30 protein-coding genes are annotated in these 23,457 nt (G+C 49.3%); 18 read left to right on the top strand and 12 right to left on the bottom strand.

Annotation, left to right across the window (positions count from 1 at the left end; translation table 11 throughout):
- Nucleotides 1-159: 159 nt before the first annotated feature.
- The 6 genes from GKO28_RS12195 to GKO28_RS22300 all read right to left on the bottom strand — a co-directional run bounded on the left by GKO28_RS12195 (nucleotide 160) and on the right by GKO28_RS22300 (nucleotide 3,567).
- Entirely contained in the window at nucleotides 160-372 is a 213-nt protein-coding gene (locus GKO28_RS12195) for a hypothetical protein (RefSeq protein ID WP_182076427.1), read from the bottom strand.
- Nucleotides 373-389: 17 nt separating this feature from the next.
- Entirely contained in the window at nucleotides 390-971 is a 582-nt protein-coding gene (locus GKO28_RS12190) for a hypothetical protein (protein WP_182076426.1), read from the bottom strand.
- A 312-nt stretch (nucleotides 972-1,283) separates the two neighbouring features.
- Nucleotides 1,284-2,075 carry a site-specific integrase gene (locus GKO28_RS12185; RefSeq protein WP_247646528.1) on the bottom strand — a complete coding sequence of 264 codons (792 nt, stop codon included), beginning with the start codon at nucleotides 2,073-2,075 and terminating at the stop codon, nucleotides 1,284-1,286.
- Nucleotides 2,005-2,388, bottom strand: a complete 384-nt coding sequence (locus GKO28_RS20055) for an integrase arm-type DNA-binding domain-containing protein (RefSeq protein ID WP_247646527.1) — start codon at nucleotides 2,386-2,388, stop codon at nucleotides 2,005-2,007. Before GKO28_RS20055 ends, GKO28_RS12185 begins: the two co-directional genes overlap by 71 nt.
- Before the next feature lie 310 nt (nucleotides 2,389-2,698).
- Complete coding sequence (locus GKO28_RS22305; RefSeq protein ID WP_307839005.1) at nucleotides 2,699-3,151, bottom strand: endoribonuclease YicC domain-containing protein; 453 nt, start codon at nucleotides 3,149-3,151, stop codon at nucleotides 2,699-2,701.
- Nucleotides 3,136-3,567, bottom strand: a complete 432-nt coding sequence (locus GKO28_RS22300) for a YicC/YloC family endoribonuclease (RefSeq protein WP_307839004.1) — start codon at nucleotides 3,565-3,567, stop codon at nucleotides 3,136-3,138. The genes GKO28_RS22305 and GKO28_RS22300 overlap by 16 nt, the downstream gene beginning before the upstream one ends.
- A 164-nt stretch (nucleotides 3,568-3,731) precedes the next feature.
- Between GKO28_RS22300 and GKO28_RS20050 the strand changes: the two genes are divergently transcribed.
- Both GKO28_RS20050 and eco read left to right on the top strand, forming a co-directional pair.
- Nucleotides 3,732-5,609, top strand: coding sequence for a protein kinase (locus GKO28_RS20050; protein ID WP_247646526.1), 1,878 nt, complete (start codon nucleotides 3,732-3,734; stop codon nucleotides 5,607-5,609).
- Between the two features lie 186 nt (nucleotides 5,610-5,795).
- Nucleotides 5,796-6,269, top strand: coding sequence for a serine protease inhibitor ecotin (gene eco / locus GKO28_RS12165; RefSeq protein ID WP_173533292.1), 474 nt, complete (start codon nucleotides 5,796-5,798; stop codon nucleotides 6,267-6,269).
- A gap of 62 nt (nucleotides 6,270-6,331) precedes the next feature.
- On the opposite strand, the gene GKO28_RS12160 is transcribed toward eco, so the two are convergent.
- The 5 genes from GKO28_RS12160 to GKO28_RS20040 all read right to left on the bottom strand — a co-directional run bounded on the left by GKO28_RS12160 (nucleotide 6,332) and on the right by GKO28_RS20040 (nucleotide 8,902).
- Nucleotides 6,332-7,549 carry an HD-GYP domain-containing protein gene (locus GKO28_RS12160; RefSeq protein ID WP_182076425.1) on the bottom strand — a complete coding sequence of 406 codons (1,218 nt, stop codon included), beginning with the start codon at nucleotides 7,547-7,549 and terminating at the stop codon, nucleotides 6,332-6,334.
- 182 nt (nucleotides 7,550-7,731) lie between these two features.
- On the bottom strand, nucleotides 7,732-8,280 hold the full coding sequence (locus tag GKO28_RS12155) for a DUF1345 domain-containing protein (RefSeq protein WP_203564134.1): 549 nt from the start codon (nucleotides 8,278-8,280) through the stop codon (nucleotides 7,732-7,734).
- A 13-nt stretch (nucleotides 8,281-8,293) separates the two neighbouring features.
- The gene (locus GKO28_RS21570) at nucleotides 8,294-8,425 is read right to left on the bottom strand and encodes a hypothetical protein (RefSeq protein WP_282099297.1); all 132 of its coding nucleotides are present in this window, start codon (nucleotides 8,423-8,425) and stop codon (nucleotides 8,294-8,296) included.
- Between the two features lie 17 nt (nucleotides 8,426-8,442).
- Entirely contained in the window at nucleotides 8,443-8,712 is a 270-nt protein-coding gene (locus tag GKO28_RS20045; protein ID WP_247646525.1) for an Rrf2 family transcriptional regulator, read from the bottom strand.
- A 10-nt stretch (nucleotides 8,713-8,722) separates the two neighbouring features.
- Entirely contained in the window at nucleotides 8,723-8,902 is a 180-nt protein-coding gene (locus GKO28_RS20040) for an Rrf2 family transcriptional regulator (RefSeq protein ID WP_247646524.1), read from the bottom strand.
- Nucleotides 8,903-9,027: 125 nt separating this feature from the next.
- Here GKO28_RS20040 and GKO28_RS12145 point away from each other — a divergent pair, with 125 nt between their 5' ends.
- From GKO28_RS12145 to GKO28_RS12095, 12 genes are all read left to right on the top strand, one after another.
- Nucleotides 9,028-9,981: a putative 2-aminoethylphosphonate ABC transporter substrate-binding protein gene (locus GKO28_RS12145; protein WP_307839003.1), complete on the top strand. Its 954-nt coding sequence runs from the start codon at nucleotides 9,028-9,030 to the stop codon at nucleotides 9,979-9,981.
- Entirely contained in the window at nucleotides 9,902-10,156 is a 255-nt protein-coding gene (locus GKO28_RS20035) for a hypothetical protein (RefSeq protein WP_247646523.1), read from the top strand. Before GKO28_RS12145 ends, GKO28_RS20035 begins: the two co-directional genes overlap by 80 nt.
- A 259-nt stretch (nucleotides 10,157-10,415) precedes the next feature.
- The gene (locus tag GKO28_RS12140; RefSeq protein ID WP_182076424.1) at nucleotides 10,416-11,516 is read left to right on the top strand and encodes a putative 2-aminoethylphosphonate ABC transporter ATP-binding protein; all 1,101 of its coding nucleotides are present in this window, start codon (nucleotides 10,416-10,418) and stop codon (nucleotides 11,514-11,516) included.
- Nucleotides 11,513-12,013 (top strand): hypothetical protein, encoded by a 501-nt coding sequence (locus GKO28_RS12135; RefSeq protein ID WP_203564133.1) that lies wholly within the window; start codon nucleotides 11,513-11,515, stop codon nucleotides 12,011-12,013. The genes GKO28_RS12140 and GKO28_RS12135 overlap by 4 nt, the downstream gene beginning before the upstream one ends.
- The gene (locus tag GKO28_RS12130) at nucleotides 12,013-13,209 is read left to right on the top strand and encodes a putative 2-aminoethylphosphonate ABC transporter permease subunit (RefSeq protein ID WP_203564132.1); all 1,197 of its coding nucleotides are present in this window, start codon (nucleotides 12,013-12,015) and stop codon (nucleotides 13,207-13,209) included. Before GKO28_RS12135 ends, GKO28_RS12130 begins: the two co-directional genes overlap by 1 nt.
- 404 nt (nucleotides 13,210-13,613) lie before the next feature.
- On the top strand, nucleotides 13,614-14,741 hold the full coding sequence (locus tag GKO28_RS12125; protein WP_182076423.1) for a 2-aminoethylphosphonate--pyruvate transaminase: 1,128 nt from the start codon (nucleotides 13,614-13,616) through the stop codon (nucleotides 14,739-14,741).
- Nucleotides 14,734-15,564, top strand: coding sequence for a phosphonoacetaldehyde hydrolase (gene phnX, locus GKO28_RS12120; protein ID WP_182076422.1), 831 nt, complete (start codon nucleotides 14,734-14,736; stop codon nucleotides 15,562-15,564). Before GKO28_RS12125 ends, phnX begins: the two co-directional genes overlap by 8 nt.
- Entirely contained in the window at nucleotides 15,561-16,964 is a 1,404-nt protein-coding gene (locus tag GKO28_RS12115) for an FAD-dependent oxidoreductase (protein WP_182076421.1), read from the top strand. Before phnX ends, GKO28_RS12115 begins: the two co-directional genes overlap by 4 nt.
- A gap of 320 nt (nucleotides 16,965-17,284) precedes the next feature.
- Nucleotides 17,285-17,845 (top strand): DUF2975 domain-containing protein, encoded by a 561-nt coding sequence (locus tag GKO28_RS12110; RefSeq protein WP_182076420.1) that lies wholly within the window; start codon nucleotides 17,285-17,287, stop codon nucleotides 17,843-17,845.
- A complete protein-coding gene (locus tag GKO28_RS12105; RefSeq protein ID WP_307839002.1) occupies nucleotides 17,842-18,087 on the top strand; it encodes a helix-turn-helix transcriptional regulator in 246 nt (81 codons plus the stop codon). Before GKO28_RS12110 ends, GKO28_RS12105 begins: the two co-directional genes overlap by 4 nt.
- Nucleotides 18,071-18,664, top strand: a complete 594-nt coding sequence (locus GKO28_RS12100; protein ID WP_182077541.1) for a hypothetical protein — start codon at nucleotides 18,071-18,073, stop codon at nucleotides 18,662-18,664. The genes GKO28_RS12105 and GKO28_RS12100 overlap by 17 nt, the downstream gene beginning before the upstream one ends.
- Complete coding sequence (locus GKO28_RS12095; RefSeq protein WP_203564131.1) at nucleotides 18,665-19,102, top strand: hypothetical protein; 438 nt, start codon at nucleotides 18,665-18,667, stop codon at nucleotides 19,100-19,102.
- A 3-nt stretch (nucleotides 19,103-19,105) separates the two neighbouring features.
- On the opposite strand, the gene phnF is transcribed toward GKO28_RS12095, so the two are convergent.
- The gene (gene phnF, locus GKO28_RS12090) at nucleotides 19,106-19,816 is read right to left on the bottom strand and encodes a phosphonate metabolism transcriptional regulator PhnF (RefSeq protein WP_182076418.1); all 711 of its coding nucleotides are present in this window, start codon (nucleotides 19,814-19,816) and stop codon (nucleotides 19,106-19,108) included.
- 361 nt (nucleotides 19,817-20,177) lie between these two features.
- On the opposite strand from phnF, the gene hdeA reads away from it, so the two are divergent.
- The 4 genes from hdeA (at nucleotide 20,178) to GKO28_RS12070 (ending at nucleotide 23,396) form a co-directional block, all read left to right on the top strand.
- The gene (gene hdeA / locus GKO28_RS12085) at nucleotides 20,178-20,510 is read left to right on the top strand and encodes an acid-activated periplasmic chaperone HdeA (protein ID WP_182076417.1); all 333 of its coding nucleotides are present in this window, start codon (nucleotides 20,178-20,180) and stop codon (nucleotides 20,508-20,510) included.
- Between the two features lie 225 nt (nucleotides 20,511-20,735).
- Nucleotides 20,736-20,951 carry a LysR family transcriptional regulator gene (locus GKO28_RS12080; protein WP_203564130.1) on the top strand — a complete coding sequence of 72 codons (216 nt, stop codon included), beginning with the start codon at nucleotides 20,736-20,738 and terminating at the stop codon, nucleotides 20,949-20,951.
- The gene (locus GKO28_RS12075; protein WP_203564129.1) at nucleotides 20,917-21,669 is read left to right on the top strand and encodes a LysR substrate-binding domain-containing protein; all 753 of its coding nucleotides are present in this window, start codon (nucleotides 20,917-20,919) and stop codon (nucleotides 21,667-21,669) included. The genes GKO28_RS12080 and GKO28_RS12075 overlap by 35 nt, the downstream gene beginning before the upstream one ends.
- A gap of 578 nt (nucleotides 21,670-22,247) precedes the next feature.
- A complete protein-coding gene (locus GKO28_RS12070) occupies nucleotides 22,248-23,396 on the top strand; it encodes an ABC transporter substrate-binding protein (RefSeq protein ID WP_182076416.1) in 1,149 nt (382 codons plus the stop codon).
- Nucleotides 23,397-23,457 lie beyond the last annotated feature (61 nt).

Below are 23,457 nucleotides of genomic sequence, written 5' to 3'. Positions count from 1 at the left end.
GTATCACACTCAAACCCGCATTCTAGCTAGGCTCTGTAAATGCATATTTATCACTGGGTACAAGCTTGGGTACAACCCACGGCGCGACACCCACTATTCGAGGTTAATTTTAGCTTAATTGCAAATATCTCGCGCCAACAAAAAAACCACCATGGGCGATTATTCTGTGCTTGTTGGCAAATCTTGTAGCCTTTCACTTTCATACTTTTCAATAGCCTCTCGCCTTCGCTTTCTCATTCGTTCGCGGCTTGCTTCGCGTACCCCTTCAAATGTGAGATAGGGACGTTCATCTAGCTCAGCAAAATATACGCCGTTCAGCGACTCAAGTTCTTGCTGCGTTAATAACTCTTCTAATTTTGAGCTGCCAACCATTATGCAATTCCTTCGTTTTACTGTTTACCCGATTTTTCGTTACTCACCAAATCTGGAATTAAAGCAATTATTTTAGCAATTACTTCATTGCTGATTTCTTTAGCTGCCAGAACTGAGATTAGCTTTATTTGCGCTCTCGATAATTGATTTGAGGCACTTTTATATTTTGGCTTGCTGGGCTGGGCTGGCTGCATTTCGATCAAGGATTGATGATTCACCGCTAGTGTTGCCAATGCTTCGCTCAACCAAGGGTCTAGCAAATTATCACGTAATCGCCAGTACAATCGCGCAGCTTTCATGTGACTATGATTCGGCCAATAGGTTTTGCCTGCGGCTCTAAAGTTGATTTGTTGAATTGCACCAGTCCATTGCAACACGCAATTCTGTCGATATTCAAATGGCAGCGCAATACAACCATCATGCTTGCAAGGCATTAGCTCTGGGATTGTTTCAGCTAACTTATCAATGTGTATCGGCCTCCCTGTAAAGGCTGCACGAATAAGGGCTGCTTGGTGAGGGGGTAGACCGTTAATAGTGTCGATAACATGCGCCGCCACTTCATCAGGATTTCTTCCTTGGCCTGTCGGATTATGACTCATCCAGCGCGAATTATTGTCGCTTAATAATTCAGCTCTAAATGCTAATGCTCTTGACCAGTCATGTAATGTGAACTTTTCTGTAATGAGTCGTACATTACGTTATTTAGCCATGAATAATCATTCATGCTCATATTACGCCCCCCTTCGGCGCAATCCCTGTAATTGATTGCCGCGCCAGCAGGCCCAGGGCTACCCGTTTTCTCTCCGTCGAGATAGGCGCGGCAAACTCGATTAAGCGGCTTTACGCTTTTTGTCTTTTAGGTTCACCACTTTGTCATTCCCGCCCTGTTCCAGCTCTCGCATTAAGTCCGCTCACTTAATTAGCGCAGCTTTGCGCTCATCAAAGTAATCATGCCGATCATACGTGCCGTGTACGCCTTTGATTTTGTGATTCAGGCATCGCTCGGCAGTGATTACGTCCACGCCCAGCGCAGCCAATTGAGTACGCGCAGTGCGGCGTAGATCATGCACGGTAAAGGCCTCCACATCGGGCATGTGCGGCTTGAGCTTACCCATTGCCGTACCGATCGTGCCTTCGCAAATATGCGGTAATCCACGGTGCTGCATCTTTCTTGCAGGCAAAATATACGGACTTGCACCAGACAGGCGCTTCAACTCGCGCAACCATTCCACAGCACACGGTGGCAAAGGCACGTCTAAGCCCTTCCCTGTTTTCACATCGTCGTCGCGCATGTGCCAAATTGCCGCTTCCAAATCAAATTCATCCCATTGCGCCGCACACAGCTCCATCTTGCGACAGCACAGCACCAGCAGCAGCTTGATGGTTAATTCATTTTGCACACTAAAGCCCTTGGCCTGCTTCATGGCGGCAAACAACAAGGCCAACTCGGTACGCGACAGCGCCCTATCTCTAGCAGTTAATTCACCGCCAGCGTCTTTAGTGCGAAATGCAGCGGCTGGATTTACCGCAATCATGCGGCGGCGTATGGCGTAATCGAATATGTTTTGCAGCATCCGCAATGCTTTATTCGCAATACTGGGCGCTCCACGTTTGCGGACGGCTTCAAGAATGTCATCCACATGCAAAGACGTGACCGCCTCGATTTTTAATGCGCCGATAAATGGGCGGATATTTTTTTTCATATTGATTGATCGGGATATTTGGATGTTTAACGCGCCCGATGATTTCACGGTTTAAATATTCCTCAGCCAGCTCATTGACCGTAATCGAAGCGCGTTCGGCCTCAATGGCTGCGACAGCCTCGACAATACGTGCGTCTTTTTCACCTTGTACGTCATAGCCAAGCTGCACGTGCGCGGCCAGCTCACGCGCCCGAGCTCTAGCTTCTGACAAACTCATATTCCCATAGTTACCGATGACCATTTTTCGTGGTGTCCCAGCAAAAGAATATCGAAACAACCAACGCGGCACTTTGTCATTCTTACTAAAACTCAAAACTAAGCCGGCAACAATCGAGTCAGCACGTCCTTCAAAGCGAATATCGCCCGTAATCAGCGCCTTAATCCAACATCCGTAAACTTAGTCATAACCCTATACCCCACCCCTGTATGAAAACACCTTGTACCCAAAGCTTGTACCCAAAATTGGCTTTGGGTACATGTTTGGGTACATGTTTGGGTACATGTTTGGGTACAAGCTAAACGTGAGATTACGCCGCATGGCGTGACACATCAAGAAACAAAAAACCCAGCATTTGCTGGGCTTAGAGGGGAAAAAATGCTCTGTCATGACACGTCAAAAAACACTACTCAATGTTCTGTACTTGTTCGCGCATTTGTTCGATCAAGACTTTCAGTTCCATCGCCACTTTGGTGGTTTCAACCGAAACCGATTTCGAGCCTAATGTATTGGCTTCACGGTTAAGCTCTTGCATCAAGAAATCTAAACGCTTACCGGCATTACCGCCTTTTTGCAAAATTCGACGCAATTCTGCGATATGCGTTTGCAGGCGATCAATTTCTTCCAGAATGTCCACTTTTTGCGCAAAGATCACCATTTCTTGGCGAACTCGGTCGTCGTCGCCACAGCCTATGGCCTCAACAAAACGTAAAGTCAGCTTGGCTTCATAATCAGAGATAATTTGCGGCAATAATGGTTTTACGCCAGCAATCAAGGCGTCCATCGCGTCGACACGCTCTAATAAAATCGCCGCCAACTTACTGCCTTCGCGAGCACGACTGGCTAAGAAGTCAACCAAAGCCACACATCCAGCACTTCAAGCGCAGTCGCTTGCAATAGCTCGGTTGGCAATGCATCCGATTCAATCACACCGGGCCAGCGTAAAATATCGGCCATACGTAAATCGCCCGCGCTCGCTTGATGCTCTTTGACTTGATCGGCTAAACGCAGCAACTCTGCGACTAAAGCGTTGTTTAAGCGCAACTGCGTATTAGCCGCTTCACGAACATTAAAATTTAAACGGCATTCTAATTTGCCACGGTTAAGACGCCCACTGAGCTTCTCACGAATTGCGCCCTCTAAAGCACGGAATTCCTCAGGCAATCTTAGGCTTAGATCTAAAAAACGATGATTGACGGCGCGCAACTCAACCGATAACACCCCATGGGACAATTCTCTTTGGGCACTTGCATATCCAGTCATGCTATAAATCATATAACTTCCTTCTTTAATACGCGCCGCTTTACACTTACGACGGTAGGGCTGACACTAATGGTCTATTGACGCTACATTCACCGCGAAAATTGCGTAAGCTGCGGCAGAATGCCAAACATCAACAGGCCCTAGACTATTTACTCAGAGTATAACCAAAACTAAGCATGGCCACCCCAAGCAATCAACCGCTCGCGCGCGGATACCAATTACAGAACTACACCATCGCCAAGCTTTTATCTGCTGGCGGCTTTAGTATTGTGTATTTAGCCCACGATGAGCACGACTACCCGGTCGCAATCAAAGAATATTTACCCAATTCTTTAGCGCTGCGCAAAGAAGGGGTCGCCGTGCAAGCCGTGAGCGAAGAACATATCGCGTTGTTTCGGCATGGTTTGAAATGTTTTTTTGAAGAGGGCAAAACACTCGCCAGAATTCAGCACCCGAATATTGTCCGAGTGCTGAATTTTTTCCGTGCCAATGACACCGTGTATATGGTGATGGAATATGAGCGCGGCCGTACTTTACAAAAAGAGATTCAAATTAATCATGAACGTGAAGGCGTTGATGAAAAACTCATTCGCAGTGTGTTTTTTAATTTACTCAATGGTTTGCGTGAAGTTCACCTGAATAAATTACTGCACTTAGATATTAAACCCGCCAATATTTATATTCGTAAAGATGGCTCGCCGGTTTTGCTCGATTTTGGCTCCGCTCGCCAATCGTTGACTGCTGAGCAATCACGACTTACGCCAATGTATACCCCCGGCTTTGCTGCACCCGAGCAATATCGCAAAAAAGAACAATTAGGTCCTTGGACTGATATTTATGGCGTTGGCGCATCGATGTTTGCATGCATCGCCGGCACCGCACCACAACCGGCTGATGGTCGAGAGAAAGAAGATAAAGTACAACGTTTAGAGCAAGCTTATGGTGATCGTTATTCGCCTGAATTATTAGCCCTTATTCATCAATGCCTTGAAATTGACCATGAAAAACGCCCACAAAGCGTATTGCAAATACAAAAATTACTGCTGGAGCCGGGCTCAGTGCCGCGTAAAAAAGGCAGCCTTATTCATATGATCAAGCGAAAAATGGACCGAATTGATTCGCCCGAAACGCGGAGATCAATCATGAAATTTACCGTGTTCCAAGAAAGCCGCAAAGGTGGCCGGCAATATAATCAGGACCGTTATGGCTATTCATATAGCCGTGATGCACTGCTCTTGGTCGTAGCCGATGGTATGGGTGGCCATTTACACGGAGAAGTCGCGGCGCAAATCACCGTCGAATTACTCAGCGACCAATTCCAAAAAAAAGCCACGCCAATTATTCATAATCCCAATGAGTTTTTGCATGATGCTTTATTGCGCTGCCATGATGCCATTTATAACTACGCAATTACCCATCACCTGATTGAAGTGCCACGTACAACAATTGTGGCCTGTATTATCCAAGATGGCATCGTGTATTGGGCGCACGTTGGCGATTCGCGTTTTTATTTGATTCGCAACGGCCAAACCATTGCTCAAACCAGAGACCATTCCAAAGTAAGAAAATTAGTGGATGCCGGCATCATTACTGAAGAAGAAGAAGCCCTATATCACGCAGAAAAAAACAAAATCTACAATTGTTTAGGCGGTAGTTTATTACCAGAAATAGACATTGGCGGTAAAGTCAGCCTCAATGATAGCGATGCGATTTTATTGTGCACCGATGGCTTTTGGGGCTCGTTAAGCGCAGCAGAAATCAATCATTTTTTGTCTTCATTCCCGGTTTTATTCTCGGTACCACAACTGATGGATCGGGCTGAATTACGTGGTGGCGCGCATAGTGATAACCTAACGGCACTGGCGATTAATTGGCATGAAAATACTGAATTTGACGATACCGAAGCATTTGTTTCGACTCAAAATTTAGACATCAATACCATTAGCACCCATATTGATGATCAAAGTTTTATGACCGCGCCAGAAATTAGTGAAGATGATATTGAAAAAGCCATTGCCGAAATCCAAGCGGCAATTAATAAATACTCAAAATAAAGTGACGCACTTCATTAGCTCTCTGTGAATAGTTGCTACTTTTCAGCAAATAGATTCCTTATGATGCTTCAAATTGTGTCAGTTGCAGCTGGCTGCATTGACTTTTATATGGATAAATCCGCTATTAATCAAAGCTTTTTGCACGTCGATATCCATAATTCGTGCAAGCCCAGATAGGACAAAAAAATGAAACTTCACAACGCCATCATTGCTTTAAGTGCTATTACTTGCGCAACTGCATTTGCTTCTAGCCCAGATCCTCTGCAAGCTTACCCAGCCGCAGAAGCGGGCTTTGTACGTAAAGTGATTCAATTACCTAAAGTTAAAAATCCTGAACTTTATCGTGTGCAATTATTGGCCGGTAAAATGATGGAAGTCGATTGCAATCAAACTCGTTTAGCCGGCGAGCTCAAAGAAGAAACCGTACAAGGCTGGGGTTATAATTATTGGGTATTACCAGAAGTAAAAAGCGGTATCAGCACAATGATGGCTTGCAACCCAAAAGAAGCTAAAAAATCAGCTTTTGTGGCGGTCTATTCAGAAAAACTCTATCGCTATAATGCCAAATTGCCAGTCGTGGTTTATGTGCCAGAAGGCATCGAATTACGCTACAGAATTTTCTCGGCAAAAGAAAAAACGCAAATGGCAATGGATAAATAATCCAATTTAAGCCAAAAAATAAGCAAGAATTGCCTTATTCAATCTATTTATAAATGGTGAGTTTAAGGCAATAAAAAACGGGCGATGTTGATCTGCCATTTGGCGGGGTCTTCATGGCCCACTATCTTATCCGCCCCACCCTTACCCATGGGTCTGGCTAAATCAACAATAATAGGCGTGATATATGTGTTGGATTTAGCACTAAAAATTACTTTTAATTTTGGCTGCAATAAACTGCCTTCATTTTGCTCAATCACAATTCCCAAACGACCTGATTCTAAACGTACTAAAGAGCCAACTGGATAAATCCCAACAGTACGCATAAAAGCTTGTACCAATTCAGGGTTAAAATGAAATTTACTCCACTCCCAGAGTTTTCTTAACCCTTCCGTCGCAGGCATCCCTACGTGATAACAACGGTCTGAGGTAATTGCGTCATACACATCCACCACGGCGGCCATTTGCGCCATTTGGCTAATTTCATTACCCGGTAATTTATGTGGATAGCCAGTACCATCCATCCGTTCATGATGATGCAAAGTAATTTCCAGCGGAATCGCCTCCATACCATCGATTTGCCGCAAAATACTCCATCCTTCCTCAGGATGACTGCGCATAATGGCAAACTCAGCTTCAGTTAAACGCCCAGGTTTATTTAAAATTTCATTAGGTACTTTCATTTTTCCAGTGTCATGCAATAAACCACCAATGCCAGCCAAACGAATTAAATTGCGATCCATACCTAATGATTGCGCGAAAGTCACCATTAAGGTGCAAACACTAACCGAATGCAAGAAAGTGTATTCATCTTTATTTTTAATCGCTAATAAACCAACCAAAGCACCGCTATTTCTTAATACTGATTCGGTAATATCGCCGACCACATTGGCCACATCATCCATCTGAATCGCTTGGCCCATACGCACGTCACGCATGACGGTTTTAACGGCATTGGTCGCTTGCTGATGAATTTTATTCGCCCGGCCGATCTCTTCTTCGTATGAAACTTTGATAATCATCGGTGGTGCTTCGGCAATCCGTAATAAGTCCGCATCTAATTCAGCATTCACTTCTTCTATTGTCGGCGCATCTGACATATCCAGGCCAAGCGCGGTATCAATATAAATTTCACGCACACCGGTAGCCGTAATTTTGGCGATTTCTTCATCGGTTTGAATCACAAATCGGTTACGCACAAAGGGATGATTCATCCAATCCACATTTAAATCATGGATATACATACCCGGTTTGATGTATTCAGCAGGGATCTTTTTTATCATGGGAATCGCACTGGCTAAGATTGATTCATACTAGTACAGGCTGACGCAAGCCGCACGAAAACACGCCAAGCGATGCACTGACAAACATCTCGATTTTTATCTTGACTTGGCAGCATCAACGTTAAAGCTGGCTACAAAGAATAAGCAAGGCGTGAAAAGGAGGGTAATACTCGTGTGCTGGCTTAGACCAACAAACTCGCCCCAATATTGACTGATAATCCCAAAATTATCATATTGAAAATAAACGATAGAATCGACTGCAACAACACCAAACGCCGCATTGCGCCACTACCTACGCCGACATCGGCAGTTTGCGATGCCACCGCGATGGTAAAAGAGAAATACAAAAAATCGGGGTACGTCGGTTCAGCAGGCTGCTCGGCAAACAGCAATAAAGGGATTTTTCCTTGGTGCTGGTAATACAGATGGGCATAGTGAATCGCAAATGACGTCGGCACTAATAACCAAGAGCCCGCCACAGTCATAAAAGCCAATAGCAATGGTGCATATTTAAACCAAGCTTTAAGCTGATTATCCATCGCTAAACCCAAGACAATCGCCACCAAACTGGCCACTGCCGCCAAGCAAACAAAGGCTAGCACCTGCTTGGCATTCTCATCTTGTACTTTTGCCACCGCCCGAATATGTTTGCCGGGCGCACGAAACATTAAAATCGATAAGCTAATCAAATACAGCCACGAACAGGTATTCCAAGCCAGTAAAAAGCGCATTAGCAGCGAAAAATCAGCCGACAAAGCAAAAAAACATAATTACGCCAGCGACCACCGAAAACATCAGCCGTGGTCGCGCGACAAATAAATGCCGCAACGCCGCAAATTGTCCCTGCGGCTTTAATTTATCGTTTTCAAACGCCATGGATTTAGCAGTGCCTTTTAGCTTGGGCGATGCCGCTCAGGCAAGGCCACATGAAATACCGCATTAAGCTCAACCGGATTGAGCACCAACTGCGCCAAACAATAGCGATCCAGTACCGAATAAAAAGCGGCCATGGCTTCACTCAACACGCCGCGCAAACGACAAATGCCATCGATACTGCACATTGAATGCGTTGGATCAAAACATTCCACCATCGGACTATCGGCCTCACTTAAACGCACCAAGCGTCCAACCATAATTTGCTCTGCGGGCACAGCCAAACGCATACCACCGCCTTTACCGCGTAAGGTTTCTAAAAAAACCATGCCGAGATAAAAAATTAACCACTTTCATCAAGTGATTATCCGAAATGCCATAAGCGTGGGCGATCTCGCTGCGCGTCACAATCCCCCTTTCTTGGACTGCCACATAAATCAATGTGCGTAAGCAATAATCGGTAAACACATTCAGACGCATTACGCCCCCTTCGGCAAAATTGAGAATCCATAATACACAGAATCGGCAGGCAACGTGCCTCAGCAAACGGAATGGCCCAACGCATTCAACGCCAAAATAAGCCAAAACAGCCAAGCAGCGAGCTCGTGCAGCGAACCCATCGCGCACAAAAAATTCATCTAGATGTAACCGGTTTGTCACTTTGCGCTGAGCATAATAGCGCCACTTTAAACCCACGCAATAAGGCTTGTGCAATGAAAACCCTCACCTCGCTGTCGCTTGCTCTGGCGCTACTTTTGACGGCACCACTGGCTTTGGCCGAAACCACACTCACCGTGTATACCGCGCTGGAAGCCGATCAGCTCAAAGCGTATCAGGCCAAATTTGAAGCCGAAAATCCAGACATTAAAATCAAATGGGTGAGAGATTCTACCGGCATTATTACCGCAAAATTACTTGCAGAAAAAGCCAATCCACAAGCCGATGTGGTGATGGGCCTAGCTGCATCGTCATTATTGATTTTTGAAAAAGACGGCATGCTGCAACCTTATGCGCCCAAAGGCGTTGAGCTACTCAGTAAAGCTTATGTCGATGATCGCACGCCACCAGCTTGGGTGGGCATGGATGTATGGGGCGCGGCGATTTGCTTTAACACCGTTGAAGCGGCCAAACAAGGCATTAAAAAACCCGAAAGCTGGAAAGACCTCACCAAGCCTGAATACAAAAATAAAATCGTGATGCCCAATCCAGCGTCAAGTGGCACCGGTTACTTTGACGTGAGTGCCTGGTTGCAAATCATGGGCGAAAAAGAAGGCTGGGCGTATATGGATAAACTGCACGATAACATCGCGCAATACACTCACTCCGGCTCAAAACCTTGCAAACAAGCCGCTGCCGGCGAATTCCCAATCGGGATTTCATTTGAATACCGCGCAGCCAAAATCAAAGACGGTGGCGCGCCAATTGATTTTGGTGTTTCCAAAAGAAGGCCTAGGCTGGGATCTAGAAGCCACTGCGATTATGAAAGGCAGCAAAAACCTCGAAGCAGCGAAAAAACTCGCCGATTGGTCAGCATCAAAATCGGCCAACGAGCTGTATGAAAAGAACTTCGCCATCGTCGCCATGCCCGGCATTGCCAAACCGAATGCACATATTCCAGCGGACTACGAACAACGCCTGATCAAACAAGATCTACGCGTTTCGGCCGCCATGCGCGACAAAACCCTCGCCGAGTGGACTAAGCGCTACGACAGCAAATCCGAGCCGAAAAAGTAAGCCCGCAGATTGGCAGCAAATGTTCAGATTGGGTGTTGATGGTTTTAAGTGCCTGCGGCACAGCATCAACACTCAGTATGAATACCAGTAAATTGCATAGGTATATCCACATAGCACATTTTAAATAAAGGGTTGATATCAATACCCCTACAAATTATTTAACCCGCGCCACCGCGCAGCAACATCCTGTACCAGCAAGAGTAGGGCAGCATTGTTTTGGGTCTACTGCATAAAAGGCCAGCCACCGTAAGGATTTCGTATGAACCGAGCACCCGCCATCGCCAGCCAGCAGGCTGAATTATCCATTCATGGCGTGAGTAAAAATTTTGGCGCATTTAGCGCTTTGCGCGATATCTCACTGGCCGTTAAAAAAGGCGAATTTGTTTGCTTATTGGGGCCATCTGGCTGTGGCAAAACCACTTTGCTACGCATTATTGCTGGTCTTGAATCGTGTGATCGCGGGCTGATTGCTCAAGCGGGCCGCGACATTACCTACGCCGCCCCGAATCAACGCGATTACGGCATTGTGTTTCAGTCGTATGCGCTGTTTCCCAATCTCACAATTGCCCGCAATATCGCCTATGGCCTCAAGGGGCGCGCACAAGATCAGCAGCGCCGCGTTAACGAATTGCTCGATTTAATTGGTCTTTCGGCTTTGGCCGAACAGTATCCGTCGCAAATTTCTGGTGGCCAACAACAACGCGTTGCGCTGGCGCGTGCTTTGGCCACCTCGCCGAATTTACTGCTACTGGACGAGCCGCTCTCGGCGCTCGACGCGCAAGTTCGCGCGCATTTACGCGGCGAAATTAAAGCGCTGCAACAGCAACTGGGCATCACCACCATCATGGTGACGCACGACCAAGAAGAAGCGCTCACCATGGCCGACCGGATTGTGGTGATGAATCATGGCGTCATCGAGCAAATTGGCACGCCAGCAGAAATCTATCAACACCCTGCTAGCCGTTTTGTCGCCAGCTTTGTTGGCCATTGCAACTGGCTTCATACGCAGGCCGTCAGCAGCCAACAGGTGCAATTAGGTCGCCACACGCTGGCAACGCATCACGCCAACGCCTTGGTGCAAGGCCAACACTACGATGTGTTTATTCGTCCAGAAGACATTGAGCTATTGCCGCAATGGCGCAATGATCCGCAAGTGGGTTTAGGAAAGTTACTGCAGCTTGAGCTATTAGGCAGCGTTTACCGACTGCGGCTATTGGTTAATGAATGGGATGGCATTGAGCTGGAAGTCATTATTAGCCATCGCGAAATGGCGCAATTGCGCCTTGCCGAGCAGCAACTGATTCCGATTTATTTGCCTGCCGACAAGCTGCGCTGCTTTTTGCCCGAGGTGAGCGCATGAACCCCACACTCACCCTCGAAGCACCGCGCACTCGCTGGCGCAATGAATACTGGGCCACGCTGATTGCTAGCGGCATTGTGCTGATTTTGCTACTGATTTTAGCTGGCCCCTTATTGGCAATTTTAAGCCAAGCGTTGTTCGATCCTAAAACCGAGCAATGGGGCTTAGGCAGTATTGAAGCGGTACTCGATTCAGCCAGCTTGCTGCAAAGCTTATTCAATAGCGTCAAATTAGCGCTGATGAGCACGCTGATTGTGATTCCACTGGCGTATTTATACGCCGCCGCCCTCACTCGCTCGGCCATGCCCGCCAAAGGCGCGCTGCGCATGTTGGCCTTGATTCCGCTGTTAGCGCCGTCGCTGCTACCGGGGATTGCGCTGGTGTATTTATTTGGCAATCAAGGTTTACTGAAGTCTTGGTTTCCTGACGGCAGTATTTATGGCTTTTGGGGCATTGTGATCGGCCAAGTGTTTTTTTTACTTTTCCGCACGCGCTGATGATTTTACTTACCGCTCTGCGCGTTGCCGATGGCCGCTTATACGAAGCAGCGAGCGCGCTCGGCGCAGGCCGCACTCGGCAATGGTTCACCGTTACTTTGCCTAGCGTTCGCTACGGGGTGTTGTCGGCGGCGGTGGTGGTGTTTACCTTGGTGATCACTGATTTTGGCGTCGCCAAAGTGATCGGTGGCTCTTTTAACGTGTTGGCGCTTGAAGCGTATAAGCAAGTGATCGGTCAGCAAAACTTCTCGCGCGGCGCAGTCATTGGCTTGCTGCTATTAGTGCCAGCGGTATTGTCTTTTGTACTGGATCATTACGCACAAAAAAAGCAACAAGCGCTACTCACTGCGCGAGCGCAAACGCTCCATATCAAGGCCACACCGTGGCTAGATCGCTGCGCGCTGCTGTTTTGCCTTGTCGTCAGCGGCGCCTTGCTACTGATCCTTGGCACGGCCATCGCGGCGGCGTTGATTAAGCAATGGCCGTATCAAATGCAACTGTCTTTACAGCATTTTAATTTTGATGATGTGGATGGCGGCGGTTGGAGTGCGTTTAGCAATAGCTTAAAAATGTCGGCGTATACCGCGCTATTTGGCTCGATCTTGGTGTTTAGCGGCGCGTGGCTTACCGAAAAAGTCGCCACTTGCCGTGGCTGGCGACCCATCTTGCATCTCTTAGCCATGCTGCCGATGGCGGTGCCGGGATTGGTGCTGGGCTTGGGTTATGTGTTCTTTTTTAATCATCCAAGCAATCCGCTCCATGCGCTCTACGGCACGATGTCGATCTTGGTGCTGTGCTCGATCGCGCATTTTTACACCACCGCGCACCTAACTGCTGTCACCGCACTCAAGCAACTGGACGCTGAATTTGAATTGGTCGCCGCCTCGCTCAAAGTGCCGTTTTGGACCACCGCTTGGCGAGTGACGCTGCCGATTTGCCTACCCGCTGGCCTTGAAATTGCGCGCTATTTCTTTATCGCCACCATGACTACGGTGTCGGCCGTGGTGTTTATTTATACCCCCGACACCATGCTGGCCTCGGTATCGGTGCTCAATATGGACGACGCTGGCGACACTGCCGCTTCGGCAGCGATGGCGACTTTAATCGTCATCAGCTCCGCCGCCGCCTGCGCTATTTTTGCCGTCGTCAGTCATTTTTTACAACAACGCAGCCAACGCTGGCGGCGACAAGAATGAAGGAGGCAGAGCTCAAGCTCAGCGTAGCAACGATTTGGTTTGGCTTAAGCATTCGTAGTTTTATGTGCCTGCGGCACGGTGATTTACAGTCGCAGTCCGCGACGGGGACCCTCTTTCTTTGACTCGCCAAAGAAAGAGGGGGAAAGAAAGGCGCCCCGAGCGCGCATCGGTCCCCGATGCCCTCGATCGTCGCGAGCCAAACGATAAAACCGTTTGTCTCGCTCCTCACTCGGTGCGCTTAAACGGGTTTTTAAGCCCCAGACCGACGAGCGCGGCACGCACTGCACCTAATCAGCGCTCCTAGGTATTTAACTAGCAGCATTATTTAATATTGATCACACCGCAATACCCCGGCGCTTTATGCGCATTTTTCGGGGACAAAAATTCATCTAGATGAAAGGACTATGATGCGCCAAGAAAAAATCTTACTCACCCCCGGGCCACTGAGCACCAGCTTGGCAACGCGCACCGCAATGCTCAAAGACTGGGGCTCATGGGATGGCGATTTTAATGCCCTAACCGCGTCGGTTTGCGCTGATCTGTTGGCGATTGCCAACGGCCAAGCGCAGCACTGCTGCATTCCATTGCAAGGCTCAGGCACTTTTGCTGTTGAAGCGGCCATCGGTACGCTGGTGAATAAGAGCAGCAAAATATTGGTGCTCAACAACGGTGCTTACGGGCAAAGAATGCACAAAATCGCGCAAAAAATCGGCTTAAATGTCGCGACATTAAGCTGGCCTGATGGCGTGCCTGTCGATCCAACTGCGCTCGATGCGGCGCTGAGCGCCGATCCCAGCATTGGCTACGTGGGCTTGATTCATTGCGAAACCGCCACCGGTCTTTTAAACCCCCTAAGCGAGATCGCCGACATCGTCGCCAGCCATGGCGCCGAGCTGATTGTGGATGCGATGTCGTCTTTTGGCGCGCTGGACATTGATTTAGCGCGAATGCCGATTTGCGCGCTGATTGCCGCCTCGGGCAAATGCTTAGAGGGCGTTCCCGGCATGGGTTTTGTGATTGCCAAAACCAGCGCCATCGCACTAGCCCACGGCAATAGCCCATCGCTGGCGCTCGATTTGGCCGATCAATACGATTATTTACAGCGCACAGGGCAATGGCGCTTTACGCCGCCGACGCATGTGGTGGCGGCATTACGCGCCGCGATTGACCAGTATCAAGCTGAAGGCGGTCGCCCTACTCGCTTGGCGCGCTATACCGCCAATGCCAACGTATTAATCAGCGCATTAGGCCAAGCCGGTTTGGCTTTATTTTTAGCGCCTGAGTTACAAGCGCCAATTATTTTGACCTTCCACGCGCCGCGCCATCCCGAATATCAATTTGCCGCTTTTTATCAAGCAATGAGCCAGCGTGGATTTTTACTCTATCCGGGCAAACTCACCACAGTAGAAACCTTTCGCGTTGGCTGCATTGGCGCGATTGATCCAGCGCAACTGCAACAAGCCGCGCACGCCATTATCGACGTCCTCACTCAATTGAACTGGCTTAGCCCAGCGGAGAAACATCATGCTTAATACTTCACGCGCTTACACCGGTCCATTACAAGCCGTTATCTTTGATTGGGCTGGCACCGTGCTCGATTTTGGCTCATTTGCCCCCACCCAAGTCTTAGTTGCAGCTTTTGCACAATGCGGCATCGCAATCACCTTGGCCGAAGCCCGCGTGCCGATGGGCTTAGCCAAATGGGATCACATCAAAGCCGTTGGCCGACTCGCGAGCGTTGCTGCGCGCTGGCAAGCTCAATATGGTCGCGAAATGAACGACGCCGACGTGGACCAGATCTATGCGCTGTTTATGCCGCTGCAAATTGCGCATGTGGGCGAGTTTTCGCAACCGATCACTGGCGCCATCAACACCATTAAACAATTGCGTGAGGACGGCCTTAAAATCGGCAGTTGCACCGGCTACCCACGCGCAGTGATGAACGCGCTGCAGCCCATCGCCACACAATACGGCTTTACGCCGGATTACACCGTTGCAGCCGATGACCTTAAAGCCGGCGCACGCCCGGGGCCATGGATGGCGCTGGCCAATGTAATTGAGCTCGGCATCAGCCATGTTGCCGCCTGCGTTAAAGTCGACGACACCGTGCCGGGCATTGCTGAGGGCTTAAACGCGGGCATGTGGACCGTCGGTTTAGCCATTAGCGGCAATGAAGTCGGTCTCACTGAAAACGACTGGTTGGCGCTCACTCCCAGCGAGCAAGCGCCGTTGCGCGAACAAGCCACGGCCAAACTCAGCGCCGCTGGCGCGCATTTTGTCATCGACAGCATCGCGGATTTACCTAGCGTGATCACGCAAATCGAACACGCATTAGCCCAAGGCCAGCGGCCATGAGTGAGACTTTTCAACCTTGGTGGTTTGCCGACGCGCTAGCGCAAGAAAACCGCCCGCCACGGCCAAGTCTGAATGGCACACACCACGCTGATGTGTGTATTGTCGGCGGCGGCTATACCGGATTGTGGACAGCGATTTTACTCAAACAACAGCAGCCCGAGCTGCAGATTGTCATCATCGACAAAGGCCTGTGCGGCAGTGGCGCATCGGGGCGCAATGGCGGTTGCGTGCTAACTTTAGCCCCCAAATTAAGCACGCTGACGCGGCTATTTGGTGAAGCTGAAGCCGTCAAAATTGTCAAAGCCTCAGAAGCCGCCGTTTATGCGATTCGGGATTTTTGTGCGCAGTATCAGCTGCAAGCCGACCTACGCATTGACGGCGCGCTGTATACCGCCACTAATCGCGCACAAAGCGGCAGTATGGATGGCGTATTAGCAGCGCTCAACGCGCATGACATCAATAGCTGGCAGACTTTACCGCGCGATGAAGTACAAAAAATCGCCGGTTCAACTCGGCATTTATCCGGAGAATTTTCACCGATTGCGGGCAGCGTGCATCCGGGGCTGTTGGTACGTGGCATGGCGCGCGTTGCCGAATCTTTGGGCGTGCTGATTTATGAAAACACCGCCATGCAGCGCATTGAATATGGCCAGCCTGCGCGCGTGATCACCACCGATGGCGAGGTGGTTGCCCAGCAAGTGGTGTTGGCGATGAATGCGTGGATGGCCAGCCAATTCCGCCAATTTGCGCGCAGCATTGCGATTGTGTCGTCCGATATGGTGATTACCGAGCCCTGCCCCGCAGCAATCCAAGCGCTTGGCCTCACGCATGGCGCGGCGATTTGCGATTCGCGGATATTTGTTCATTACTATCGCAGCACCAGCGATGGCCGTTTAATGCTCGGCAAAGGCGGCAATACCTTTGCTTTTGGCGGCAAAATGCTGGCCGAATTTGACCAAGCTAGCCGCTACCAAGCCCAGCTAACACAAACGCTGCACGACTTTTTCCCGCGTTTGGCTGAGGTGCCAATTGCCGCCTCGTGGAATGGTGCGTCAGATCGCTCCGTCACCGGTTTGCCGTTTTTTGGGTTTCTCGATCAACAGCCCAATATTTGCTACGGCTTTGGTTATTCTGGCAACGGCGTGAGCACCTGCTATTTGGGCGGGCAGATTTTAAGCAGTATGGTGCGAGGGGAAAAAGATGGTTGGGCGCAATGCGCTTTGGTCAGTGGGCCACTGGGTTACTTCCCGCCCGAGCCAATACGCTGGCTAGGCAGTATGTTGGTACGCAACGCCATTCGCCGCAAAGAAGCCTGCGAAGACAACAATCAACGCCCGATGTTTTTTGACAAAATCCTCGCCCGCTTTGCCAACGCCGCCGGCAAAGCGGACAAAGCCTAAGTCACCAACGAATCTACCGCGTGCGCAAATCCAGAAGATTTGCACACCCTACCGGGGTATTTTCTGCCATCGCTTTATATTCAAAGCTTATGGCCATATACCCAATATGCCAACAGAGCTTGCGCACGCGGCACGACGCCTCAGTTATTGCCTGATGGAATTTGATCACGCCAGCGCACATTAGCCGCAATCTATTGGCTAGCACACAGCTGTATTTCAGCCTCATAAACTCAAAATATGTATTTTTTACAATCATTAATGATTGTTTTACGATCATTTTAATCATATTCTGCGATTTTATTTGCTGCGGATGCGAAATAATGACACCGATTAAAATGGCGCAAACCAGCCAAAAGCTGGCCTACTTTTCTTTATGCCTAGCCTTAACGATTTTGCTCTTGAACGCCGCCTTTTGGCTGTTTCCGACATTGGCCGCATCCAGCCAACAAGCAGGTTTGGGATTTTTACTCACTGAACGAGCGCAAGCCTATATAAACCCACTGACGGCGCTGCCCATGTGGCAAGTGGCTGGCGCGATTGTGTTGTCGAGCATTCCACTGCTGGCGATGAGCTTTGGTCTATTCCATTTACGCGCGCTATTTCAAACCTATGCCCGTGGCGACTATTTTTCGCTGGCCGCGGCCAGCCACTTAGCTAAAGTGGCGCATGCCGCAATCGGCTGGGCGGTACTGGATTTTATTTGCTCGCCGCTGCTGATTTTATGGGTCACGATGCTCAATCCAGTCGGGCAACGTGTACTGAGCATTAGCCTAACGCCTGCCAGTTTGATGCTGGTGTTTTTAGGGCTGAGCCTGAGCGTTATTGCGCATATTTTGCAGCAAGCCAGTGCATTGGCCACAGAAAATCAGCAGTTCGTGTGAGCCGCAATATGCAAATTTTAGTCAAACTCGATGTGATGTTGGCCGAACGAAAAGTGAAGTCCAAAGACCTCGCTCAGCATATCGGAATTACTGAGCAAAATTTATCGCTACTGAAACAAGGCAAAGTCAAAGGCTTACGTTTTTCGACTTTGCTGGCGATTTGCGATTTTCTCGATTGCCAGCCTGGTGATTTATTGCAATTTAGCCGCGATAGCCCGCCCGACCATGAAGTTAGCGATTAATACGCCCTCCGCAGCCATCGCCACGCCTCACTGGCGCTGGCTTTTGCTGCTCTCAGTCATTCTGCATGCGGTGGTGCTTATTGGCTGGCCTAGCAGCCAGCCAGTCACTCCCCTTCAAGCGCCGCTGGTTTTCACAGTATTAGCCACGCCCATCGTGAAACCGCCCAAACCTATCCCCCCCGCGCCAGCCATCAAGCCACAGCCTCGCACTCGCCCTACAACACGAATGGTCCCTGTTCGCCCTGCTGCAGAAATACAAGCGAACCCAGTTCGCTCTAAAATCAGTACGCTTAATCGTTTATCGGCCAGCAGCATGGATGCCGAAAAACCCATAAATCAAGCCTTAAATCTTGCTCTGCCGAGCGAAGCCATCCCGCCAGAGCGGCGACAATTAGTCAATCGCCCGCAAAAACCAACTCAACTCAATACGCAACTTAACGAACACGAAACCACGCTGAGCAAAGATTTGAAAAAAGCCACTCGCCGCGATTGTCGCAACGCCTATCGCAGCATGGGTTTATTGGCGATTCCGTTGCTCATTAAAGACAGTGTGAATGATGAAGGCTGTGATTGGTAAGTGACCAGAACTCACGCACGTCTTCTTGCGCCAAGGCAAGCATGGCGGCTAGGGCTGTGGCACACTGATGGTCTGCCTTGTATATTTGCCATTATGAATCTTGCTAACGCCAAAACCATCGTCACCCACTGGGATCAACCCATTATTCGCCAGCTGTTTTGGTATTTGATCATTCCAGCGTATGTCGAAATCCAGCGTGCCGATCCGGCCACGTTTGCTTATCGCAACGCCAAGGGCTTCGCCTATCGCTGGTTGTTTTTATGGCAATTGGCGCTGTCGGTGCTGATTTTAATGGCGGTAAATACCGTAAGCGCCAGTTGGCCAAGCGAGAGTTTGGCCGGCCATTTGCTGCTGATTGTGAAGCTGATCAACGCTTATTTTATTGCCATGTATGGCGTCTGGGCTTTGGCGTATTGGTCGATGAAAATCCCACGCTAGGAATTATACCTCAGGCGTAATCACCAATTGAATCGCATGGGCGGCAAAGCGCGTAATGCCGTACTCAATCACTTGCCCGTGATCGTCTTGATAAACACTCTCGACATACAGTACCGGCTGGCTTTTGGGTTGCGCCAATTGTGCGGCCACTTCAGCACGCGGAATGCGGGCGGTAATTTTGGATGACTTTCTGCTCATGCTCACCACCCCAGCTGCGCGCAACGCATCACTCATTGCGCCATGCTCGGCCAGCAGAGCATGAAAACCGGCAAAGCGTGGCAAAGGCAGATATTCGGTGCAAACACCAACCACTTGATCGGCAACAAAATCGAGCGCTTCGATTTTTAACACTTCACTACCGGCGGCAATTTCGAGTTGCTGGCAGACCTCATCACTGGCAATGATGACATCACTGCGTAAAATTTGGCTTGCCCCACTCAAGCTTTGCGCTGCCAAGCTATGCGAAAATCGCCCGCGCCGCCCCATTTGATAATCAATTAAATCTTCTTGCACAAAGGTGCCGCGCCCTTGCTCGATCCGCACCAAGCCTTGGCTTTCTAAAGCTTGCACCGCACGGCGTACGGTATGCCGGTTGACGGCAAAGCGCTGCGCCAAGATCGGCTCCACCGGCAATTGACCGCGTAAGGTTTTTTGGGCAATTTCTTCAGCCAGCAAGGTGGCGATTTGCTGCCATTTGGGCGGGGTCTTTGGCATGATGATCCTCTATAGTCTGCGCCATTATACGGTGCGAAGATGACGTCTAGACGAAAGAAAAATGACGCATTTATACCTCGATTTCTACATCAACACGCTCAGCACGAAAGAACAGCACCCATTCATTTAGCGCCGTATTGCACGCCATCGATTCAACACGGCGGCGCTGGACTCTCAACTTAGATTAACTGCGCTCTGCATTTTTTGGTGGTAACCAGCAGTTAAGCCGACCAAATTCGTCTTTTCACTACGCTATTGCAGCCCATCGTCTAGTCTGTTGGCAGGCAGTACCGATTTAAGGTCTGCTCTTTTCGATGATTTTTTTTGCTGAATATTTCTTTTTTTAAATAAGGATGTTGCGATGAAAAAACTAACCCTCACTGCTGCTGTATTAATCGCTATTGCCGCACAAGGCGCTGTTGCTGCCACTGCCAGCAGTACGGCGAGCGCCAAAAAACCCGTATCTAAATGGATGTGCGAAGACTTTCTCGCTATCGATGAAAGCTATCAGCCTAAAGCGGTGTATTTTGCTGAAGGCTTTAATAAGAAAAACAAACCTGTTGATTCAGTTATGGATGTGGATGGCATTGAAAAAATCGTGCCGATGGTGATTCAAGAATGTAAGAAAGACCCTAAATCATCATTCTGGGGCAAAGTGAAAACCAGCTGGGCGAAAGTCAAAGCCGATATGTAATCGCAATGGTCATCGTAATCGCACCGCCAAAAAAGCCAGATTTTGTCTGGCTTTTTTTATTGCTAGCGCCAAAGACAGGCCAAATTTACGACAAAATTTATCGCGACTGACATGACTTGCTAAGCCAAGCCAGCGGCATAAAGTGCTTGTGATAGCATCATGCTCACAACGCCAAAATGACACCAATCTGAAACACGCCAACCCTTCACGCTGCTTGGGGACAAGATGAGTTTTTCGTTTCGCAATGTTCGATATTTTATTGCCGTGGCCGAAGCGGAGTCGGTGACCCGTGCGACGCAAACACTGAATATTTCTCAATCGGTGATTACCGAAGCGATTAAATCACTCGAGGCCGATTTGGGCGTGCCGCTGTTTCAGCGCCATGCACGCGGCATGGTGCTCACCCATGCTGGGCATCAATTTTTTGCGCCATGCGCATGAAATTTTGGCGGTGGTGCGTAACGCGCAACAAGCGCTCAATGCGCGGCCCGATGCAATGACCGGCCAGCTTAATCTGGGCGTAACGGGTTTAATGTCGGGGTATTTTTTATCATATTTACTCGATCGTTTTCGCCGGACTTTACCCAAGGTCGAAGTGCGTATTGTTGAAGACGAACGCGGCTATCTTGAGCATTTACTGGTTAATGGCGAGCTGGATCTCGCCATTGTGCTCACCTCCAATATCGAAAACCGCTTAGCGCTTGAAGTGGAAGTATTACAGGTGGCGCCATGGCGAATTTGGCTGCCTAGCAATCACCCGCTGTTAGAGCTCGGCAGCATTAATTTAAAAGAAATCGCCAATGAAGCGATGATTATGCTCAAGCTCGATGAGCTTGATGACAACACCACCGCGTTTTGGCGCGCCGCCGGATTAAAACCGCGCGTGGCCATGCGAACGCAATCGGTCGAAGCGGTGCGTAGCTTGGTGGCCACAGGCGCGGGTTTATCGATTTTGCCGGAAATGCTCTATCGACCATGGTCATTAGATGGTGATCGGCTGGAGGTGCGACCGATTCAAGAGAGCATGCCGGTGCTTGAAATCGGTGTGGCATGGCGACGTGGTAGTCCGCTGTCTGAAGCGGCTCAAAATTTCTTACTGATTGCCAGAGAGTTCGCCCGCTCTCGCGGGCTACCTGCCGCGCGGATTGATCCGGCCTAGGGTCTGTTGCATTGATTCCACATTGATTTGCAGTATCGACTTGGCACTTTGCAATCCAAAAAAAAGAATTCTGCTGCTGTGCGTTCTAATAAATCGATGGCACAGCCATAACTACGCCCACCCGCTACGGCGGCCATGACGCAGCGCAATACGCCGATTTAAACCCCAACTCCCCCGCGCACTGAAAGCCAAGCATTGCCCATTCCAGCAACATCAAGCGATCCCTCAGATAAAGCCAAGTCCAAATATATTGTAGGTATATAAATCTAAGCCTTATAAATTAATGGCTACATGCATATACCAAATATCAATTTAAAAACCATTTGATTTGGATCTTGCAAGCACTACGCCCCGATTCACTTTCAATTGATGCATTAGGCTCAAGATAAAGACTGAGCTAGCACCGCATTCGCGATGCAAAACCACCCTGCCAAGCCGCGCTGACTCATTTGCCGCTGCCGCAACCCCAATATGGCCAGCCACGCTATCGGTTTTTTCGATAGTGTCGATTGGCAATGCCAACTAGTCGTGCTCCAGCCATTGCCTACAATCAGTAAACCACCTCTTGGAGCGCCATCATGAAACGGTTTAGCCCGATTGCTGTCAGCCTGTTAGTCGCCAGCTCATTCACCATTGCCAATCCACCAAGCAGCTTGGGTAAACCCGAAGGCAAGCTCAATATCATTGCTTGGCCCGGTTATATCGAGCGCGGAGAGTCGGATAAAAAATACGATTGGGTAACGCAGTTTGAAAAAGAAACTGGCTGTAAAGTCAGCGTAAAAACCGCCGCCACGTCCGATGAAATGGTCAGCTTAATGAATCAAGGCGGTTACGATTTAGTCACCGCCTCAGGCGACGCCAGTTTGCGACTGATTTACGGTAAGAAAGTCCAAGAAATCAATCCGGCGCTGATTCCCAACTGGAATACGCTTGATCCGCGTTTAAGCAATGGCGCTTGGCATACCGTTGATGGCAAACACTATGGCGTGCCTTATCAGTGGGGGGCGAATTTCTTGGCTTATAACAGCAAAATTTTTGCAGGCAAAGCGCCAGACAGCTGGTCAGTGGTATTTGAAGAGCAAAAACTTCCCGATGGCAAAAGCAATAAAGGCCGAATTCAAGCCTACGACGGTGCCATTTATATCGCCGATGCCGCGCTGTATTTAATGCAGAAAAATCCAGCCTTAGGCATTAAAGATCCGTACGAGCTCAATGAAAAGCAATACCAAGCAGTGCTCAAATTGCTGCGCGCACAAAAGCAGCTTAGCCATCGCTATTGGCACGATGTCACCGTGCAAATGAATGATTTTAAAAACGAAGGCATTGCCGCCAGTAGCGCTTGGGGCTACCAAATCAATGCACTGCAGGGCGAAAAATTCCCGATCGCAGCGGTGATTCCCAAAGAAGGCGCTACCGGCTGGGCCGATACCACCATGCTGCATAGCGAAGCTAAAAACCTCAATTGCGCTTACAAATGGATGGCACATTCACTCAATCCCAAACTGCAATCGGGTTTAGCTGAATGGTTTGGCTCCAACCCCGTGGTGAGCAAAGCCTGTACCGAAAAAGCCCCCGGCGGCAGTGATTTTTGTAAAAGCAATGGCTTTGAGCGTTTTGGGCAAATCGCTTTTTGGAAAACACCGCAAGCGCAATGCCGCAGCCAAACGCAATGCGTCCCTTATAGCCGCTGGACGAAAGACTACATCGCCATTATGGGTGGTCGTTAGCGCGCTATGACTCGGCGGCTTTAGCAAGCCGAGCGCCTCGCTGGTTTTTTCAATGGATGGT

It is taken from the genome of Deefgea sp. CFH1-16, from assembly GCF_016881365.1.
Lineage (GTDB): Bacteria > Pseudomonadota > Gammaproteobacteria > Burkholderiales > Chitinibacteraceae > Deefgea.
This window is presented reverse-complemented; position numbering and strand designations above follow the sequence as displayed.